Origin of the sequence: Plantibacter sp. H53 (assembly GCF_001650455.1) — a bacterium.
GTDB lineage: Bacteria > Actinomycetota > Actinomycetes > Actinomycetales > Microbacteriaceae > Plantibacter > Plantibacter flavus_A.
This window is the reverse complement of sequence record NZ_LWCT01000029.1, coordinates 1-18,885: the sequence shown is the minus strand read 5'-3', so window position 1 is coordinate 18,885 and position 18,885 is coordinate 1. Positions and strand designations below refer to the sequence as shown.

At 64.6% G+C, this 18,885-nt stretch carries 18 protein-coding genes; 5 read left to right on the top strand and 13 right to left on the bottom strand.

Annotated elements, in window-relative coordinates; translation table 11 throughout:
* Positions 1-173 precede the first annotated feature (173 nt).
* The 12 genes from A4X17_RS12890 to A4X17_RS12840 all read right to left on the bottom strand — a co-directional run bounded on the left by A4X17_RS12890 (position 174) and on the right by A4X17_RS12840 (position 13,438).
* Complete coding sequence (locus A4X17_RS12890) at positions 174-1,364, bottom strand: acyltransferase (RefSeq protein ID WP_197479079.1); 1,191 nt, start codon at positions 1,362-1,364, stop codon at positions 174-176.
* A gap of 88 nt (positions 1,365-1,452) precedes the next feature.
* Entirely contained in the window at positions 1,453-2,676 is a 1,224-nt protein-coding gene (locus A4X17_RS12885; protein ID WP_157583513.1) for a lipopolysaccharide biosynthesis protein, read from the bottom strand.
* A gap of 22 nt (positions 2,677-2,698) precedes the next feature.
* Entirely contained in the window at positions 2,699-3,961 is a 1,263-nt protein-coding gene (locus A4X17_RS19300; RefSeq protein WP_157583511.1) for a hypothetical protein, read from the bottom strand.
* A 122-nt stretch (positions 3,962-4,083) separates the two neighbouring features.
* Positions 4,084-5,076, bottom strand: a complete 993-nt coding sequence (locus A4X17_RS18975) for a glycosyltransferase (protein ID WP_082916154.1) — start codon at positions 5,074-5,076, stop codon at positions 4,084-4,086.
* Positions 5,077-5,144: 68 nt separating this feature from the next.
* A complete protein-coding gene (locus tag A4X17_RS12870) occupies positions 5,145-6,173 on the bottom strand; it encodes a glycosyltransferase family 1 protein (RefSeq protein ID WP_064296085.1) in 1,029 nt (342 codons plus the stop codon).
* Between the two features lie 96 nt (positions 6,174-6,269).
* Positions 6,270-7,355 carry an EpsG family protein gene (locus A4X17_RS12865; RefSeq protein ID WP_157583509.1) on the bottom strand — a complete coding sequence of 362 codons (1,086 nt, stop codon included), beginning with the start codon at positions 7,353-7,355 and terminating at the stop codon, positions 6,270-6,272.
* A complete protein-coding gene (locus A4X17_RS19830) occupies positions 7,352-8,152 on the bottom strand; it encodes a glycosyltransferase (RefSeq protein WP_369808462.1) in 801 nt (266 codons plus the stop codon). The genes A4X17_RS12865 and A4X17_RS19830 overlap by 4 nt, the downstream gene beginning before the upstream one ends.
* 44 nt (positions 8,153-8,196) lie before the next feature.
* On the bottom strand, positions 8,197-8,742 hold the full coding sequence (locus A4X17_RS12860) for a serine O-acetyltransferase (protein ID WP_157583507.1): 546 nt from the start codon (positions 8,740-8,742) through the stop codon (positions 8,197-8,199).
* A complete protein-coding gene (locus A4X17_RS12855; RefSeq protein WP_082916152.1) occupies positions 8,739-10,250 on the bottom strand; it encodes a sugar transferase in 1,512 nt (503 codons plus the stop codon). The genes A4X17_RS12860 and A4X17_RS12855 overlap by 4 nt, the downstream gene beginning before the upstream one ends.
* A gap of 205 nt (positions 10,251-10,455) precedes the next feature.
* Positions 10,456-11,376 carry a hypothetical protein gene (locus tag A4X17_RS12850; RefSeq protein ID WP_157583504.1) on the bottom strand — a complete coding sequence of 307 codons (921 nt, stop codon included), beginning with the start codon at positions 11,374-11,376 and terminating at the stop codon, positions 10,456-10,458.
* Between the two features lie 83 nt (positions 11,377-11,459).
* Positions 11,460-12,059 carry a hypothetical protein gene (locus A4X17_RS12845; RefSeq protein ID WP_064296081.1) on the bottom strand — a complete coding sequence of 200 codons (600 nt, stop codon included), beginning with the start codon at positions 12,057-12,059 and terminating at the stop codon, positions 11,460-11,462.
* Positions 12,056-13,438 carry a polysaccharide biosynthesis tyrosine autokinase gene (locus A4X17_RS12840; RefSeq protein WP_064296080.1) on the bottom strand — a complete coding sequence of 461 codons (1,383 nt, stop codon included), beginning with the start codon at positions 13,436-13,438 and terminating at the stop codon, positions 12,056-12,058. Before A4X17_RS12840 ends, A4X17_RS12845 begins: the two co-directional genes overlap by 4 nt.
* A 151-nt stretch (positions 13,439-13,589) precedes the next feature.
* On the opposite strand from A4X17_RS12840, the gene A4X17_RS12835 reads away from it, so the two are divergent.
* The 3 genes from A4X17_RS12835 to A4X17_RS12825 all read left to right on the top strand — a co-directional run bounded on the left by A4X17_RS12835 (position 13,590) and on the right by A4X17_RS12825 (position 16,953).
* Positions 13,590-14,342 carry a CPBP family intramembrane glutamic endopeptidase gene (locus tag A4X17_RS12835; protein WP_064296079.1) on the top strand — a complete coding sequence of 251 codons (753 nt, stop codon included), beginning with the start codon at positions 13,590-13,592 and terminating at the stop codon, positions 14,340-14,342.
* A 161-nt stretch (positions 14,343-14,503) separates the two neighbouring features.
* Positions 14,504-16,261 carry a DUF4012 domain-containing protein gene (locus A4X17_RS12830; protein WP_064296078.1) on the top strand — a complete coding sequence of 586 codons (1,758 nt, stop codon included), beginning with the start codon at positions 14,504-14,506 and terminating at the stop codon, positions 16,259-16,261.
* A 143-nt stretch (positions 16,262-16,404) separates the two neighbouring features.
* Positions 16,405-16,953, top strand: coding sequence for a hypothetical protein (locus tag A4X17_RS12825; RefSeq protein ID WP_064296077.1), 549 nt, complete (start codon positions 16,405-16,407; stop codon positions 16,951-16,953).
* 77 nt (positions 16,954-17,030) lie between these two features.
* Here the strand turns inward: A4X17_RS12825 and A4X17_RS12820 are convergent, their stop codons facing one another.
* Entirely contained in the window at positions 17,031-17,210 is a 180-nt protein-coding gene (locus A4X17_RS12820; RefSeq protein ID WP_064296076.1) for a hypothetical protein, read from the bottom strand.
* A gap of 248 nt (positions 17,211-17,458) precedes the next feature.
* On the opposite strand from A4X17_RS12820, the gene A4X17_RS12815 reads away from it, so the two are divergent.
* Together A4X17_RS12815 and A4X17_RS12810 are read left to right on the top strand one after the other, a co-directional pair.
* Positions 17,459-17,893, top strand: coding sequence for a hypothetical protein (locus A4X17_RS12815; protein WP_064296075.1), 435 nt, complete (start codon positions 17,459-17,461; stop codon positions 17,891-17,893).
* The gene (locus A4X17_RS12810) at positions 17,890-18,756 is read left to right on the top strand and encodes a type II CAAX prenyl endopeptidase Rce1 family protein (protein WP_082916150.1); all 867 of its coding nucleotides are present in this window, start codon (positions 17,890-17,892) and stop codon (positions 18,754-18,756) included. Before A4X17_RS12815 ends, A4X17_RS12810 begins: the two co-directional genes overlap by 4 nt.
* Positions 18,757-18,885 lie beyond the last annotated feature (129 nt).

Sequence of the window (18,885 nt, the reverse complement as noted above, 5' to 3'; positions counted from 1 at the left end):
GGGGGCGGGGTCGAATGGTGACGCGTGGTCGGGGGTCGAGTCTGAGCTCTCTTCGTGTGTCGTCACTCGTGCCTCCCCGGGGCCGTTGCCAAGCTCCCGACTGTGGGAGCCAACTGATCTACAGCGTAGGACCAGACCCACGATTGCGCGGTGATGAGAGGCGCCCCGGCTGTCTATTCACCTGTGATCGGAGGCCGGGGATACCGTTCGCGAATATGCACCGTTATTCGTCGCGAGAGCGCCATACTCGGCGACTCGATGAACCGGTAGAACAACTCTGCAAGGACGAAGGCGACAGGGATGCTGATCGCGAGCGCTAGGAGCGGACTCGCGCGCTCTCCGAGAAGTCGACCCAATGCAACGACCATCGGCTCGTGCACGAGATACAGGCTGAAGGAACGGTGCCCGAGCCAGAGCAGAGGCTTCGTGCTGAGCGCTCGGCCAAACGGAACCACGGCTGCAACGAGGGCCACCAGGCCAAGCGCGCCGAGCACCTGAAGTACGCGAGACGCCGGCGCCAGTGCGTCCTGGATTTCATTCACGAGAGGGAAGGCGTAGATCAACCAGTAGGAGGACAACAGAAGCGCGATCAATGCGCATGCACCGGCGATCGCAACCGGCTGCATTCTCGTACGGTTGATGGACCTCTTTACAGCCTCCCACTCCAAGGCGAGGAGACAACCCAGTGCGAAGATCGGAAGCTGGAACAGCGGGCCCAGCGCGTAGGGACGCGCCGATGGCCCGAGGTACGCCCCAATGATGAGAAGACCGACGAGGATGGCGACTTTCAGCCAGAGCCATCTGCGCATCTTCATCGCGAACAGGATGTACAGCGGCAGGAGCAGCGAGAATAGCACCTCCCACCTCAGCGACCAGAGGGCACTGTTGGTCGCACCGGGGGCTCCGATAAGGAGTATCAGATCGCGCAGGACTCCACCGGGCGTCGGATCCACGTGCCCTTGGACCCAGTCACTGCCAGGGTTTGACCCGGGTACGACGACCCAGACGAATGAGAGGGCAACCGCAGCCCACACCGGCAGATACAGACGAACCATTCGAGCGGGGTAATACGCCTTCCAGTGCGTACGTCCCTTTCGAGCCGGCAGCGCGAGTACGAATCCGCTCAGGGCAAAGAAGATGAAGACGGCGACGGTGCCATCCCAAACGAGGTGCAGGGGCGTGTACGTGAGCCACCACATGAGCCCGTCCGCCTCGGCACGTGGATCGCGATAAGGCGCTATGAAGGGCTGGAACACTAGCAGCGTGTGGTGCACCAGCACGACGAAAGCTGCGATCCCACGGAGGCCGTCGAGTCCTGAGATTCGAGCGGAGGGTTTGAAAGCAGAGGTATTTGCGGCTGTCACTGCGCTCTCCAAGATAAAGGGCGGCTGGTAGCCGTACCGGTCCGTAGTTCGGGGTTCTGCGATCGGGCGACGAAGGACCGGTGGCGCATCATTCGTTTCTCGCGTCGCGAGGCGGCCGTTTCAGGAGGAAGAGGCAGAACGCCTGCACCGCAATACCGACGAGTTCCGCGCAGAGGCCGCCGAGCTGCGCGCCCGGTGCGCCGAGCGGGCCCGTGAGCGCGAACGTGGTCGCCACACCGGCAATGGCCGCGAGGATGTTCGCCAGGGCGATCCAGTTGGCGCGACCCTCAGCGACGAGCGACAGTCCGAACCCGCGCGAAGCACAGATCGCGAAGAGGATCGCGCCACCGAGGACCGCGACCTGCCAGACGATGTCGATCGTTCCCGAGAAGACCAGGTTCGCGACGAACGGGACGAGGACAGCGAACCCGACGCCGGAGATGGCACCGAGAGCGGCATTCACGAGGAGCGACTGTCTGCTGCGTTTGACGCGCCCATCCTCGGGAGCGCTACCGACCCAGCTCTGCAGACGGCTGGGAACGCCGCCGAGGATCGCGAGGGCCATCCGCATGAGCCGGTCGACGGCCGCGAACACCGCCACCGCAGAAGGGTTCACCAACCCCACGATCGCGATCGGCAGCGAGGTGTAGACCACGCTCACGGCGCGTCCGCCGGTGAGCGGGAGCTGCTGCTTGATGATCGCCCCGCCGCTCGTGAACGCCGAGAGCCGCGGCAGGACTCGCTGACCGAACCGAAGCGCGACAGCGACCTGGGTGAAGATGACCGCGACAAGCGTGCCGATCCCGTAGACGAGCAACGGCGCACCGGCGAGGAGAAGCCCGGCCACCCCGGCCATGATGAGCAACCGCGGGATGCCTTCGAACGCCAGGATGGCAAGGGGCCGGTTCGCCCCCACGAGGAACCAGCCCGGGCTGAGACAGGTCGCCACGGATGCGGCAGCCAGGACCGCAGCGGCAGGCTTGTAGTCCGTGGCGATGAACGCGGCGGCGACCGCTGCGACAGGAGCGCCGACCAAGGTTGCAAGGAGCTTGGTGGCGAGCGCCGATTGGTACAGCGAGGCGCGCTCAGCGGTTTGCGCTCTCGCGACACGCTGTGGGCCGAGGACGCTCCACCCGAGCTCGCAGATGGTCGCACCGGCCAGACCGAGCGACTGCGCGACGGCGACCGCAGCGAAGCCGGTGCTCCCGTACTGAGCCGTCAACGCCGGGTAGACCAGCAGCGGAGTGGCCGCTCCGAGGCCCGGGATGAGCAGGTACAAAAGGAGGTTCGAGGCTTGGCGCAGTCTTCTCATCAGATGTGGGCACGCATCCTGATCATGCGACGAGCGCGCTGGCGTGCTTCACGACGTCGGTCAGCGGTGCGCCGAGTTTCGTGATGAACGTGGAGTCGAATCCGGCCGGTTCGCTCGATCGGGCCATCTCAATGGCGTCGTTCAGGCGCTGTCCGAGGAGTGTGGGATCAGGTTCGGCGGTGAGCAGTCGTGGGTGCAGAGCGGCTCTGGTGCCCGCCAGCTCGTTCGTCACGGTGATGCCACCGGAAACGACCGAATCGAGGGGCGGGTGAGACGGGTGGGGGCTGTGCTGCAGTGAGAACATCACATCCGTGTTCGAGAGCAGCTCGAAGTATCCCTGCCAGGACAACTTCCCGCGCGACGCAAGCGTGGTGGTGCCTGCCAGCGCGACGGTCGCGTGCGATTCTCCGACGGACGAATAGGAGACGCCACTACCCGCCGGCGATGTGGCGGAGAGCTTCAAGGCGGAGATTCCGATCGCGAAGAGGTTGCGGGGCTTGTTCGGCCGCCCGTAGAACATCACGGACGGCTGCGCGGACTTCCGCCGATTCGCAGCCGATTCCTCGAGGCGTCCGAGGTCGAGACTCGGTGCGAACACCAGCGCTGGATCGACATCGAGCTGCTCGGCATCCCGGAGGTACGCAGCGAGTGGTTCGGAGTTCACCACCATGCGGAAACCGGCATGGTAAGTGGATCGAGCGAGGGCGAACTCGGTCGACCACGGGTAGAAGCCCGGCTCGTAGTCCTGCACTAGATAGATCACCTGGTCCGGATCTAGGACGCCAATCCGGCTCGCGACATCGAGCGGGTGCGCCGTCGTCCAGTGTGTTCCGATCCATAACTCTCGGTCAGATACCGGGCGCCCGACCATGGAGGCGATCGGGAGGACCCGCACCTCTGCCCATCTAGACAGATGGAAGTCGACCCGCATCATCTCACGAAGCTGGTGCGACTGCTGTCCAGTCGGGTTCTCCCACAACGCATAAATTGTCAGTGACCGGTCGAGGGTTTCTGCAAGATCAACGGCGAAATGCAGGGCTGTCTTGATTCCCGCGAAGATGGCCTCCGGTTGGACCTGTGGCAACAAGACAGACACACCTGCGGTGACCTGCGTCTTCCTGATTATCGAGGCTACTGCGAGACTCATCGGTTGAAGTCCTGCGAAGGCGAGCGAACCCGGGACTGTGCTCGTGGCAGCGATGAAGGCACGCTCGTCGCGATTTCGTCTGGCCCGGCGGAGCGCCCGTCTCCGCAGGCTTTGAGCCTGTTCCAGCAGGTCAAGCATCAAATGCTCCGTCACTAATATTGTTTCGCGGATGGAAGAAGACTAGGCATTCAGTGCTTCGATCGAGAGAAAGGCCGTCCCTGCGGAGATCGTACGAGTTCATGAGAACCAATATCATCCCATCAGTCGGGGTTCAAGCCGTACAGTGCCCCCAGCGTGGACACCTGGTTTTGTGAGCTGTTCCCGCGGAGGTAGGCATCCCAGTGAAGCGAGTTGCGCCTCCTTGCGTCGGCAGATGTCGCTAGCAGCGAGATTGCGTCGGAGATCCGCGCTGGTGAATCATGCACCCAATCCCTGGGGGCATCCGCCAGAGCTGGAATGCGACGGGCAACAATCGGGAGACCGATGCGGTTCGCCTCCAGGATCGACAATGGGAAACCCTCCCAAGCGGCGACGTGCGCGTACACCGTTCCCATCCGGAGCTGAGTCCACACGTCTGGTCGTGGCAGCCAGCCAGTCACCGAGACCCCGGCTTGCAGGAGCGCATCGGTCAGCTGCCGGTCACCGGCGCCGATCCAAGTGAGTTGGGCGGACGGCACCTCCTCGCGCAACTCGCTCGCAAGGCGAGCGAAAAAGTCGGGGTCCTTCTGTGGCGAGATTCGCCCGGTCGTCACCACATGGAGGGACCTGCCAGCTTCTGGGTCATGCACCTGCAACTGAGGCGGAGGCGGAGCAGAAATATTTGGTACTAGTGTAACCTCCAGTCGAGGGTGACCACGTTTGGCCAGTTCGAATTCTCGGGTCGAACAGGCGGCCACTGTGTCTGTGTTGAATGCCATGCACCACTCTGCGAATTCGAGGCACAACCTCTTCACAAGATGGATGTCTCGTCGTTCGAACGCGTAGCAGTGTGGTGTGTAGATGATTCGACGATCCCGCTTTGTCCGAGTACCGGTTCGCACGAATGCGCCAGCCAGACTCGAATGCGCATGCACCACCGTAGGTCGGTTTTGCTTGATGATTTGCTTTATCGCAAGCGGAGCCATCAAATTGGACTCGCCGAAGGCGGTGGCAGAGGCAAACTGGCCGAGTTCTCCTGACGGGACGTATTCACCCTGACGGACCCGATACGCAATGTGGTGCTCCGCCCCCGGGCTCGAAGCGACGTAGTTCATCACTGCACTCAACACGCCGCCGCCGAAACTTTCGACGACGTGAAGAACGCGAATGTGCGGGTCTGGACTCACAGCACACCCACCGTGCGTGATACCAATTCTGCAAACGTCGTTCCTGTTGCGGACGGAGTCAGGTACTGCTCGTATCGCTGACGGATTGCGAGACCGAGTTGAGTCCTATCGGCGCTGCGAATCGTCTCCAATACTCGCAATGGATCCTGCCAGTCATCGATGGGAATGAATGCGCCGGAGAAGAAGTCTTCGATCGGCGCCGTCGGTGTTGCGGCAACTGGTACGCCGCTCATGGCTGCATCTACCATCTTGGCAGGCAACTGGTGGGATGTGGCATCATCAGAATCACGGCTTGGAACGAGCAAGTAGTCGAGATCCGAATAGACCTTCGGCAAGGGCGTGGACGGTGCCAGCAGCTGCCATTGGTCACGCAGATCGGCGGGGGGCTGCCAACGCTGCTCAAAGGTGACAACCGTCACAGACTGATCAGAGCGGGCCAGGCTGATCAGATGCTCCGGGCCCTTATAGTGGACGACGGTCCCAAGGAAGCCGACTCGAAGTCCGCTATTGGACGTGGACGGGCCCGACGGTTCGCTTCTATCCAAGCGGGTGTGGGGAATGACCGCCGAGCGTGTTGATGTTGCGGGCATCCGCTCACGGTACTTCGCCTCAAGGGACGGGCTCGAGAAGGTCAGAGCATCTGCAGTCACCCAAACGCGCCGCTGCGCCGCCAGAATGCGCTCAGGTGAATCAGGATGGAGCGGATTCAGCTTCAGGCGGTGTGCTAGAGACTTCCGGGTGGTCGAACGCGCGATTCCGACATCATCGTCATCGAAGTCAGCGATCAAGATCGCATTACTGATTGAACCGATGTTGTCGACGATGGAGCTAAGGGACCCCATCCCCTTAGCGATCCAGAGGCAGAGGCGCTCCGACTCCGCGCGAGAACGAAGCTGGAGTGCGACGTCTTGTGCCGTCGCAAACACGCGAACTTCGAAAGGAAACTGACTGGCGCCCACCCAGATGGAGCCCGAGTCGATCGCCCAGACTTCGACTTCAAATTGCTCGCCCGCTGTTAACGCCATGCTCAACGCTCGGCCGAGCGCATTTGTTCCACTTGAATGGCTCAAGACAATTACTCTTGAGAGACGTGGATCCGACCGGTCTTCCATGTTCAATCGTCACTCCCATCGGTAGGGGAGAAGCCCACCGTAGTTCAAAAGCCAAAACACAAAGAACGCGCTAGATGCGAGACATATTGCCAGGGTTAGCGGAGCGGGATTGCGTAACCGAGATAGAACATTTGGGATGACTAGCGCCGCAAAAATGCCAAAGTAGTATTCTAGGCGGGCAAGCGGAATTGAGGCGGTGCCTAAGATTAGGAAGGCGACGGATAGGGGCATGAAGAACGAGAAGCGTTCGACGTGGCTCGTTCGATTTATGATCCACACAACCACCAATGCGAGTGCAAGCTTCGCGCCAATCACAAAGTACGTTCCCAGTCCAGCCCGATTCTCTACCAGGTATGTCTCGTAACGCGGGTTGAGGAGAGATGCCATTTGCGCGAAAAAGTCGATCTGTAGAACGGCGATCGCGCCTAGCGTTGCTATGGCGACCAAAACGCCTATCTTCTTTGCTGTCGGACGCACATCGCGACTAAAGATCATGACCGCGAGTATCAGAATGGCTGAGGCGTGGAAGAGTATTGCAATTGTGGCGCCTAAGAAGAACTTCCACTTACTTGAGGAGAGAAACGCTACAGCGAAGAAGACGAATGATATGGCGACGCCCTGGCGCACGAGGTTGAGGGGAATGAGATACTGCGCCAGAAGGATGTATAGCAGGATCGCTAGTGGCAGGTTTTGGCTGAAGCGGTGCAGCACGATGTACACGGGTGTAACAGTCAGAACGGCGATGATCCAGAATAGGAGCGCGGGTTCATCGGTGAATGACCGAATGGCTAGAGAGAGAGCTGTGTACCCTACCTCCTGAGGTGAGACTGCAAGTTCATCTGCCCACGAGGCGGGGTTCAACGCCAAGAATCGGCGGTAGTACATCGCGAAGTCCGTGCCGACCATGTAACGTGCGCCGGAGAATGTGATGAGGGCTGCCAGTGCGAGCCAGTCCCAGGGTGTGAATCTTCCAGGACTGGCAATGACGACCGGTTTGCTTTCAGTTGAGCGCGCGGCGCTGAAATGCTGTGTTGCCGATTTTGAAAGGAATGTCAATAGGCCCGCTATGAGCGGGAGGAGGAGGTACGGAATCAAGAATTTTTCCCCCGTGACGAGCGCTTACTTTGATAACTTCGATAGCCAGCTTTTCGAAGTCTCAAATAGCGTGCCGCCTGAGCTGCGGTGAACACAAGGTTGCGCAAGTGTTGTGTGGAGAGGGGGTGCCGAAGCTCAGTCGCGAGCGACAATCGCCGCTGCGAGATCTTTCGCATTAGCGAGAAGAACCCCCTCGGTGCGCTACTGGTCTGCGACGAGTGAACACGGTACTGCACGAGTTCCTTGTCGAGAATAACGACTTGACCGATGGCTGCGAGTCTGAGAAGAAGTTCGTAATCCTGCATTCTAATACAGCTGACGTCGTAGCATCCCGCTCGGTGGAGAGCGGAGCGCCTCATCATAAGCGACGAGTGGACGAACGGGTTTCTCGTCAGGAGGGCGGTCCGTGCCGACTCGACTGGACGTGGATACTCGCGGACGTGGTTACCTAATTCGTCAATTATGGACGCGTTCGTTCCGACGGCCACCACAGCCGGGTTTGCGTCCAGGTATGTGACCTGCTCGCGCAGTCGTCCGGGGAGAGACCTATCATCTGCATCAAGCCGGCCGATGTATTCGCTGTTGGACTGCTCTATCCCCAGATTGATAGCTCTTGCGGCCCCACCGCGGGATCCTGTGCTGATGATCCGTACACACGAAGCGTTGAGCCAGGCCGGCCGTGCATCGGGAAGTGCGCCGTCAAAGACCACCAGGATCTCCTGACTCACGAAGCCTGCGTCTGAGCGTAAGGAGCACAGTGCTTCCCGAAGATGTTCATTGAGGGCTATTGCGGGCACAATGAACGTGACGCGTGGAGTTGTGCGCTTTCCTGACTGCTGATTCACTGTGTTTCCGCATCAACTTCTCTTGCGCGGAGCGTAGCAGGGACTCCTACCGCGATCATGTGGGCGGGAACGTCCTTCGTGACGACGGCGTTCGCTCCGACGATGGAGTGGTCCCCGAGATCTATCGAGCCGAGAATGCGCGCTCCCGCACCGATCTGCACCGAGTCGCCCACTGACGGGCACTCGTGTGGCTTATGAGGGTACTTACTGCCGAGGGTGACTCCCTGCTGTATGGAGCAGTCTCTGCCGATGCTCGCATGCTCGCCGATGACGACGCCGGTCGGATGGAAAAGAATCAAGCCGGACTCGATCTTCGCCTGCCATGCGACTTCGGCACCGGTGGCAGCCTGGTTGACCTGTTTCAACATGCTGCCGAGGAGCGGAGAGATCGCGCCCGCGCGTTGGCTTATGCGATATAGGAGTACAGCGGCATAGCGCACGGTGAGAATGGTCTTGATGCTTGCCCCGACTGACGCGCGGCCCGACGCGCCAACGGCTGCGGTGTTACGAGGTAGGTCTTGCCAGATCGAATGACTGCTCAATGTGCTTCCTTCCCTGGAGCGACGACCGCCCGGATAGTGCGCCACAGGATGACGACGTCTCCCATGAGCGACCAGTTCTCGACGTAGTACAGGTCCAGGCGGATCGCGTCCTCCCAGCTGAGTGCCGAGCGACCGCTGACCTGCCAGAGTCCGGTCATGCCGGGTTGGACGATGAGGCGGCGCTTGGCGGCGGAGTCGTAGAGTGCGACCTCGCCCTCGCGCTGCGGGCGCGGGCCGACGAGGCTCATGTCACCGCGGAAGACGTTGATGAGCTGGGGGAACTCGTCGAGCGAGAACTTCCGCAGGGTGGCGCCGACGCGGGTCAAACGCGGGTCGTTCTGCACCTTGAACAGCGGGCGATCGCTCGTGCCCTGTTGGGCGAGCAATGCGGCCAGTTCGGCGTCGGCGTTGACGCGCATGGAGCGGAACTTGAGCATGTTGAACGGCTCACCGTTCAGGCCGATGCGCTCCTGGCGATACAGGACCGGGCCGGGGCTGGTGAGCTTCACGAGCAGTGCGACCGCGAGCAGGATCGGTGACGCGACGAGCAGGATCGCCCCAGAACCGAGGATGTCGAAGAACCGCTTCGAGAACCGCTTCCGGCCCTCGTAGCGCGGGGTCTCCACGTGGATGAGCGGCAGGCCGGCGACGGGACGTGTGTGGATGCGGGGGCCACCGATGTCGGTGAGGCTCGGCGCGACGATGAGGTGCTGACGACCGGGCTCGAGACTCCAGCTGAGCTGCCGGACGCGTACCGGCGTGAGCTCGTCGGAGCTTGTGATGATGACGGTGTCCGCACCCGTCGCGTCGAGCGCCTGCAGCACGGTGTCGACGGTGCCGGAGACCGGGATCGTCGTCGATCCGAGTGTGCCGCCGACCTTGCCCGTCGGAACGCAGGCGCCGACGACGCGGTAGCCGGCGTCTGTCGACCGCCCCAGCTCGGCGGCGATGTGCTCGGCGGAGTCGGCTGATCCGACGAGGAGGACGAGGGAGGAGTACTTGCCCCGGGCGCGCTGCACCGACAGCCACTGCCGCCACATCCAGCGCGACAGCAACAGCACGAGGATGCCGAGCGGAAACGCGAGGAGGAAGTACCCACGAGCGAGGTCGAGCTTGAAGAGGAATGCGACGATCGCGACGAGGCCGAACAGTCGGATGCTCGCGTCGGCGATGAGCTTGTACTCGGCGTTGCCGTTGCCGACGATCCGAGCTTCTCGGGTCCCGAACACGCGGAGGGTGACCATCCACGCGCCGATCAGGACGAGCGAGATGATCGTGTAGTTCACGGCCACGGACATTCGGCTGGAGAATCCGACGTTCGTCGTTTGCTGGTCGAAGTCGAACCATACCAGCTGCGTCCCGAAGACCACCCAGATGAGCACCAGCGCATCAGTCAACGCGAGACGGTTCGCGTACACCCGTCGCCAATCGCGCGCGCCGACAGCAGTTGGGGCGGGGGCAGTGCTCGCGGGCGTCGTTGGCAGCGGCACGGAAGGCTGCGACAACATGCGGTCTCCGTGGTGGAACACGTAATTACTACTGATGACGAGGAGTGAAAGCGGCGTTTCGATACGGGACTGTATCGGTCTTGTTGACACTAGCGGTGGAGATGGCCGACATCTGTCCCCTTTTTGGTGGTTGTGACCCATTTGGGCCGCAATCGTGACAACTGTAGGGAAAACCCTACTGTGCGCCAGATGTTGGGCCAGCGCCTCAGGCTGGGATTGCTCCCCACGAGGCGCCGCCGTCGGGTGAGCTGAAGAGCATGTCGCCCACCCAGAGCCAACTGACCCCATCGGCTGAGGTGAGCGCGGCCGGAGCGGTGAGATCCGCCTCCGCGACACACCCCACACTCTCCGGGGCGGACGTGGTGGTCAAGGTCGTACCGGGCACGCGGAGGACCCCGAGGCCCGTGCAACCGGTGACTCCACGGGCGGCGAACAGGATCTGTTCCGGCTGCAGTTCCACGGCATGAATACCGGCGAACGGGATCGCCGTCCACGAGCCGTTCGTCGCATCCCACTCGGCGAGGACTGCAGAGCAGGCCGTCACTGTGCGAGTTTCGTCTGCCGCGAGCGCCTCGATTGCCGGGCACGCAGCCGCGACGGGCTGGCCCGCCATGACGACGGCGCTCGAACCGTCCGGCGCGACCGGTGTCTGGTAAGCGACGGTCGAGAGCAACTCGGGCGTGGACGCCCACGTGTCACCGGCGTCGGCCGACGAGTACCCACCGACGATGCAGTCCGGCCCGGCTGAACCGACGAGTTGCACCTCGTCCTCGCTCGACGCGGTGAGGGCGTAGACGATGCGGAGGTCGAACGCCTCGACGGTCGGGATCGCTGCCCAGGTGGCCCCGGCGTCCTCGCTGCGCTCGACGACGGCGGGAGCTTCGCAGGTCCCTTGCGTTGAGCGCCAGAGGACCGCGCCGCTTCCGGCGGCGATGAACCGGTCGGTCGGTGCAGCGGCAGCAGGCTCCTCAGTCGCCTCCGGTGCCGCGGTGGTCGATGGTGTCCCGCCGAACGTGGGAATCGGTCGCAGCGTGTGGTCGTCCGCGCTGCGGCCGTTGACGGTGAGTGCGAGCCCGACGAGGATGACGTCGGCGATGAGGAATAGCGCCAAACCGATGAGCACCAAGGTCTGGCGTCGGGATCCAAGGCGATCCCAGACGGTCTCCTTGCGATCGCCCGCGCGATACGTCGACCTGCTCTGCTTCGGTGTCACGCTCGGTCGCCCGCCTGAGCGAGTCGATCCGCGATGACGGAGACGTGATCATGGATCTGGTCGCCGACCCGCGCGTAGGTGGCCGCGCTCCGACGGTAGGGGTCTTCGATGTCGTCATCCTCCGGGTCCTCCGGCGGCGGAACGGAGCCACGCTGCGCGGCGACCTCATCGACGAGCGTCCACGGGTCGGAGACGGCGGGGGCCTCCGCGACGAGCCTCGCGAACTGCGGCACCGTGAACGTGACGCGGGAGGCTCGGGGGAGAAGCCGTGCCACGACGCTGCGGTGTTCGCGGGTCGCCGTCAGGATCAAGTCGGCATCGGCCACGAGGTCGCGGTCGAGCGGTGTGGGGACGTGGCCTTCCGGTGAGCCACCGAAGCGGCGGGACTGTTCGACGACCTCATGAGGCATCTCGAGGCCCTGGCCGACGCCCGTCCCCGCGCTCGACACGGCGATCGGCCGGCCACCCGCGGTGACGCCGGCGGCCGCGAGCCGCGCGGTGAGGATCTGCGCACCGAGCGCCGAGCGGCAGATGTTCCCCGTGCAGACGAAGAGGACCGAGAACGGCCGATCGTGGGTTCCGGAGGAACCGATCACTTCTTCACGTCCTCGGCGTACCCGTAGCCGGCGCCATAGCCGTACCGGGCATACCCGTAGGCGTCGGGGCCCTTGGTCGGCACCATGGTCATGACGAGGCCGGCGACCGACGCGTTCACATGCGCGAGTGACTCCAGCGCCCCCTTCAGCTGGTTCTTGTGGGTCCGGCCGGCTGCGACGACGACGAGCGCTCCACCGGTGTGGCGGGCGAGGAGCGCACCGTCGGTAACGGGCAGGAGCGGCGGTGCGTCGATCAGGACGTAGTCGAACTGCTGCTCGAGGCCGCGGATCAGCTTCTGCATCGTCACCGAGCCGAGGAGCTCGCTGGGGTTCGGGGGGACGGCGCCGGCCGGGAGAACCTGCAACAGGCCGCGGCCCCACGGCTGCATCGTGTCGTCGAGCGTGGCCCGACGGATGAGGACGTCACTGAGGCCGACCGCGCCCTCGATGTCGAAGTAGTTCGCGAGCTTCGGGCGCCGCAGGTCGGCGTCGATGAGGACGACCTTGTGCCCGGCGTCGGCGAGTGCGATCGCCAGATTCGCCGCGGTCGTGCTCTTGCCCTCGCTCTGGATCGAGGACGTGATGACGTAGCTGCGAGGCTGGTCGGTCACGTCGAGGAACTGCAGGTTCGTCCGCAGGCTGCGGAACGACTCGGCGCGCGGGCTCTTGGGGTCGGCCTGCACGATGAGCGGCCGCTGCCGGGCCTTCGGGTCGAAGGCGATGCCGCCCATGAGCGGGATGTCCGTGACGCCTTCGACGTCGCGCTCGTTGCGGATACGGGTGTCGAGCGTCTCCTTCAGCACGGCGAACCCGACGCCGATCGCGAGACCCACGAGGAGACCGAGGGCGATGTTGAGCGGGACGTTCGGGCTCACCGGCGTGTACGGGACGTCAGCCTCCTGCACACGGGTGAGCTTCACCGGGCTCGATGCGCCGTTCTCGGGGGTCTCGATTTTGGCCACCACATTCGTGAGGCTCTCGGCGGTGGTGTTCGCGATCTCGGCGGCAAGCACCGGGTCCGGACTCACCGCGGTGATCTCGATCAGGGTGGTATCGAGCGGCGCGGACGCGGTGACCTGGTCGGCGAGCTGTGTCGAAGTGATGTTGAGCTGCAGGGTGCCGATGACCGGAAGCAGCACGATCGGGGTCGTGACGAGGTCCGCGTAGGTCTTTACCCGCTGCTGCGTGAACGTGTTCCCCTGGGCCAGTTCCTGCACGTTGTCGCTCGACTGCGTCGAGACGAAGACCTTGGCTGACGAGCTGTACTCGGGCGTCTTGACGAGCGAATAGGTCGCCGCGAGTGCCACCCCGAGCAGCGAGAGCGCGACGATCAGCACCCAGTACTTGCGAAGGACACGGAGATAGTCACGAAGCTCCACGCGGTGGCATCCGATCAGTCAGAGGGGAGAGCATGGCGCCTCGGATCGAGGCGGCCCCGAAGAGGGGGTTGTGAGCCATGGTGCCACAAACCGTCAGCTGTTCCCGAGCGTCGTGATCAGGTGAGTCGACGCGTGGCGTAGCTTTGCGACCGTGACGGACGACCGAGGAACCCCTTCGAGCAAGGACACGCGACGCGCCAGGACGCGGCTGACCATCGCGCTCATCGGGCTCGCGGCCGCGGCGTTCCTGGCCGCGACCATGCGGGCCGGGGTGCAGATCCCGCAGCCGTTCGACGCCCTCGGCGGCTACGTGCTCGTGTGGGTCCCCCTCCTCGGGGCGGTGCTGCTCGCCCGGTTCGCCGTTCCGGCTCTTCGTGGAAGCGCGCCGGTGTTCGGCCTCGCCTTTCGACCGATCGACCTCCTCTGGGGGCTGGCAGCGGGGCTCGTCCTGCGCATCGTGGTGAGTGTCCTGGAGGTGATCGTCTACGGCTCGCTGCCGGCGACGGCCGGCGGTGGAGCGCCGACCGGGAGTGCGCTCATCGTGATCTCGTTCGTCGTCGCCGTGCTTGCGGCCACGGTGATCGCCCCCGTCGTGGAGGAGGTGTTCTTCCGGGGGCTGCTGTTGCGATCGGTGAGCGGAAGTCTGCCGGGCCGGGCCGCGTGGATCGCCGTCGTGATCTCGGCAGCGCTGTTCGCGTCGCTCCACCTGGTGGTCGCCAGCGGACCGTCGGAGGCGCTCGTCACCGGCGCCGGAACATTCCTCGTCGGGCTCGGAACCGGCACCGCCGCCGTGCTCACCGGGCGCCTCGGTCCGGCCATCGTCACCCACATCGTCTTCAACGCCTCGGTCCTCGTGCTCGGTGTGACCGCCGTGACCGGAGGAACGGGCGTCGTGATTGAATAGCGCCCATGCCGTCCCCATCCGACGACCGTCGTTCATCTTCCGGCGATAGCCCCGCCGCCCGACGGTCCGAGGGCTCGAGCCGCGCTGACGGTTCCCGCCGGAGATCGAGCGCCAGTTCGCGGGCCCGCCGTCGGGAGGGCGCGCGTGACGAGCGACTGAAGGTGCGCCGTCGCAGGACGCTGCTCATCGTCGGTGGTCTCGTCCTCGTCGTCGTCGCCGTGGCGTGGATCGGCGTTCGCGCCTTCCTCGCCAAGGGTGAGCTCGAAGCCGCGGTTCCACTGGCGCAGACGGTGCGCGAGCAGGTCGTCGCCGACGACCCCGGTGCGGCCGGCAAGACCGCGCGTGAACTGGCCGCGCATGCGCGATCGGCCGCCGACCTCACGAGTGACCCGATCTGGCGGGCCGCGGAGATCGTCCCGTGGGTCGGACCGAACCTCACCGCCGTCCGCGAACTGGCCGGGGCGACCGAAGACGTCGCCGTCGGCGCCATCACGCCGTTGGTGAACCTCGCCGGGTCGCTGCGGCCGGAACTGTTCAAGCCCGTCGACGGCGCGGTGCCGGTGCAGCCGATCGTCGATGCGCAGGAGGACGTGCGCAAGGCTGACGACGCTCTGGAAGGTGCCGCCAAGCGAGTGCGGACGATCGACGAAGGCCCGCTCATCAGCCAGGTCCGTGGCGCGGTCGACCAGCTGCGACCCGTCCTCACCGAGACCGCAGACACGGTCGACGCGGCAAGACGGGCGATCGACCTGATGCCCGCGATGCTCGGCGCCGACGGACCGCGCACCTACCTCGTGATGTTCCAGAACCCCGCCGAGCCGCGGGCGAGCGGCGGCAACCCGGGAGCGCTCGCGCTCATCGGCACCGACGGCGGACGGATCTCATTGCTGCAGCAGGCCTCGACGGCCGATTTCCCTCGCTTCCCCGAGCCGGTCTTGCCGCTTCCCACCGAGACGGCCGGAATCTACGGCAACATCACCGGCCGCTTCATGCAGAACGTCACGCTCACACCGCGGTTCCAGCAGTCGGCGGAACTCGCCTCGGAGATGTGGTTCCAGCGGTTCGGCACCCGCGTCGACGGCGTGCTCAGCATCGACCCGGTCGCCCTCGGCTACCTGCTCGACGCGACCGGCCCGATCCCGCTCGCGACCGGCGACGAGCTCTCGACCGAGAACGCGGCGCAGCTCCTGCTGAGTGAGGTCTACAACCGCTACCCGTCGGGACCGGAACAGGATGCGTTCTTCGCCGCAGCCTCGGGTGCCGTCTTCGACCGGGTTGCGTCCGGCAACTTCGATCCGACCAAACTCATCGGAGCCCTTGCGAAGGCGGGGACCGAGCGGCGAGTGCTGGTCTGGAGCGCGGCCGAGGCAGAACAGGCGCTGCTCGACGGCACGACCCTCACCGATCTGCTTCCCACCGCCGCGCAGGCTCCGCAGACCTTCGGCGTCTACGTCAACGATGCCACCGGTAGCAAGATGGGCTACTACCTCGACCTGCAGGCAGCGACCGGTGTCGCGAAGTGCGGTTCGGACGGTCAACTGCTCGGGTTGCAGCTCACGCTCACGAACACGGCTCCAGCGGATGCGGCATCGACGCTGAGCGACTACGTGACCGGCGCTGGCCAGGCAGGTGTGACGCCAGGCAACTTCCGTTTCAACATCGCCGTCTATGCGCCTCCGGGATCCATGCCTGGCGGGGTCCAGCGGGACGGTGTCGACCTTCCGTCGCAGCTGGCGACCGACGGCGAGTTCCCGGTGACGCAGTTCAAGATCGAACTTGCTCCAGGGGAGAGCACGACCATCGACCTCGGTGTGACGGCGTATGACGCTTCAGGAACGCCCGGAATCGTGGCCACACCGAAAGTTCATCTCTCTGAAACACAACAAGCGTCCATTAACTGTGAATTTGCTCTACAGTAAGAACTGTTGTCGCTCTTGACCCGTTTTCGGGGGGTGTCGGGGAGACACGATCTACTTCCGCTGTGAGACGACATCGTCCTGGCGGTCGGCTACAGCACTGTCATTGCATCAGCACACCTGCAGAGCCTTCAAGGGGACATCACATGATCAAGAAAATCACCGCGGTCTTCGCGCTGGCCCTCGCAGGCCTGTTCGTCGCACCCGTTGCCGCCAACGCCTCCTACGTTCCGAACGCCGGCATCACGGTGAGCGGATCGGTCACCGCTGGTGGTACGTCCACCGTCTCGTTCGGCGACGGCGGCTTCCAGCCCGGCGAGACCGTCTCGCTCGCCCTGACCGGTGAGAACGCGACGGGCGCGACGCTCGCCGCTGTCGACACCCAGACCATCCAGAAGACGGCTTCGTCCACCGGCGCCGTCAACCTCAACGTGACGCTGCCGACCAACGCGACCGGCTCGTACACGGTCACCGCTACGGGCCTCACCACGGGCATCACCGGCACCGCGACCCTCACGGTCACCGCTGCTGGTTCGGGCTCCGGCTCGGGCGGCAACGACAACGACCTCGCTGACACCGGCTTCGGCGCTCCGGCGTTCGTCGTCTGGGGTGCAGCCGGCGCAGTCGCCCTCGGCGCAGCGCTCATCGCGGTCCTCATCATGGTTCGTCGCCAGCGCGCTTCGCTCGCGGCCTAGTCACATCGCGGCTCACGCCGCACACGAAACGGCGGCCGGTGCTTCTGCACCGGCCGCCGTTTCGTCGTTCCCGAACCCTATGCGTCGTCGCTCGGGTGGTCGGGGTCTTCCTCCTGGTTGAAGTTCGAGGCGTCGGGGTCGTGGCCAACCGCGAGGCCGTCCTCGCTGTTGGGGATGGTCTGGTTCTCGCCCAGGCCGCCCGGCTTCGGCGTTCCCTCGCTGCTGTTCTGGTCGGTGTCGTTCGTGTCGTTCGTCATGGGGAACAGGTTAAGAGGTACGCGAGCGCTGTTGAGCGGGCTTGACAGGGTGTCCGGGACGGTGGTTTCGGGCCCTTCGACAGGCTCAGGGACCGGGCGGAGGGGGCTCAGGGACCGGGCGAACCGACGGTCCTTGCGGAAAACGGATAGGCCGGGACATACCTCCCTTCCGGGGGACAGGTGACGGGCAATACAGTTCCAGCAGCCTGGGTCCGGTCGTCGGATCCTCCACGACCGAAACGAGCATCATGACCGCCACCGCCGCTTCCAGGACCGCACCGAAGCCGATCGTCATCTCCTTCTGGCTGTGGGTCGTCTCCGCCGTCCTCTCCGTCATCTCCGGGGTCACGGCCGCCATGTCGGCCGGAACCGTCGCCGAGGCCGCAGCCGAACAGTCGGCCTCGGGCGGTGTGCTCTCCTCGAGCGTCCTCCTGATCTCGACCGCCGTCGGCGCGTTCATCGTCGGCGCGCTCCACGTGCTGTTCGCCTTCTTCATGCTCCGCGGTCGCAACTGGGCTCGGATCGTCCTCACCGTGGTCGGCATCCTCTCCGTCCTCGGTTCGATCACCGGGCTGATCGCCCTCAACCCGCTCTCCTTCATCTTCGTCATCGTGACCATCGTCGCGATCGTCCAGATGTACGTGCCGGCAGCTCGCGAGTACTTCGCCGCGAACAAGCGATGAGCGACCACCCTGCCCCGGCGGAGACCGCCCCGCGCCCGGGCTCGCGCCAGGAACGGGCTGAAGCTCGCCGCGCCGAGGCGCGCCTGCCCTACAGCCCCTCGCCTGACACCCGGTGGGGTACCCCGACCGCGCTGGTGACCTTCGTCGCGATCATCGCGCTCCTCGTCGTCGTCGAACTCGCACGGACCTTCGGCGTCCTGTCCGGCGAGGTCGGCACGATGATCATGTGGATCATCTTCGACGGCGGCATCCTCGTCGCCCTCGCGATCGTCTGCCGCACCTGGGGAAGCGGGTCCTGGGCGAAGGACTTCGGACTCCGCTTCCGCTGGTTCGACGTGTTCATCGGGCTCGGTTCCGCCGTCGGCATCCAGCTGATCGGTGGCATGATCGGCCAGTTCGTCATCGCCCTCACCGGCGAGACGCCGAAGTCGAACATCGCCCCGCCGTCGCCAGAGCTCGTCTGGGTGCTGATCAACACCGTGTTCGCCACGGCGATCGTCGCGCCGTTCTGTGAAGAACTCCTCTTCCGCGGGCTCCTGCTGCGCGGATTCCGGAACACGATTCTCCGCGGACGGGCGACGAACGGCGTGCGCCGAGGCGCGGCGACGCCCACGACCGCCCGACGTCGCACGGCGGCGGTCGTCTCGGTGGGAGCGAGCGCGCTGATCTTCGCGATCGTCCACCTCTACGAGGGCTGGGGCAGCCCGGTCACGATGGTCACGCTCGGGCTCACCATCCTCGTGCTCGGCACGGTGAACGGTGTCTACGCCGCGACGACCCGTCGCCTCGGACCGGGCATCTGGACGCACGTGTGGTTCAACACCTTCACCGTGCTGCTGACGCTGGCACGCAGCGGGAGCTGACCCGGGCGCCGGTCCTTGGGCGAAGAAGGGAGCCCGTGGACCCTTCGACAGGCTCAGGGACCGGCGGTTGGTCGGCTGGTTGGGGGTGTGGGCCCTTCGACAGGCTCAGGGTCCGGGTGGGGCTCAGGG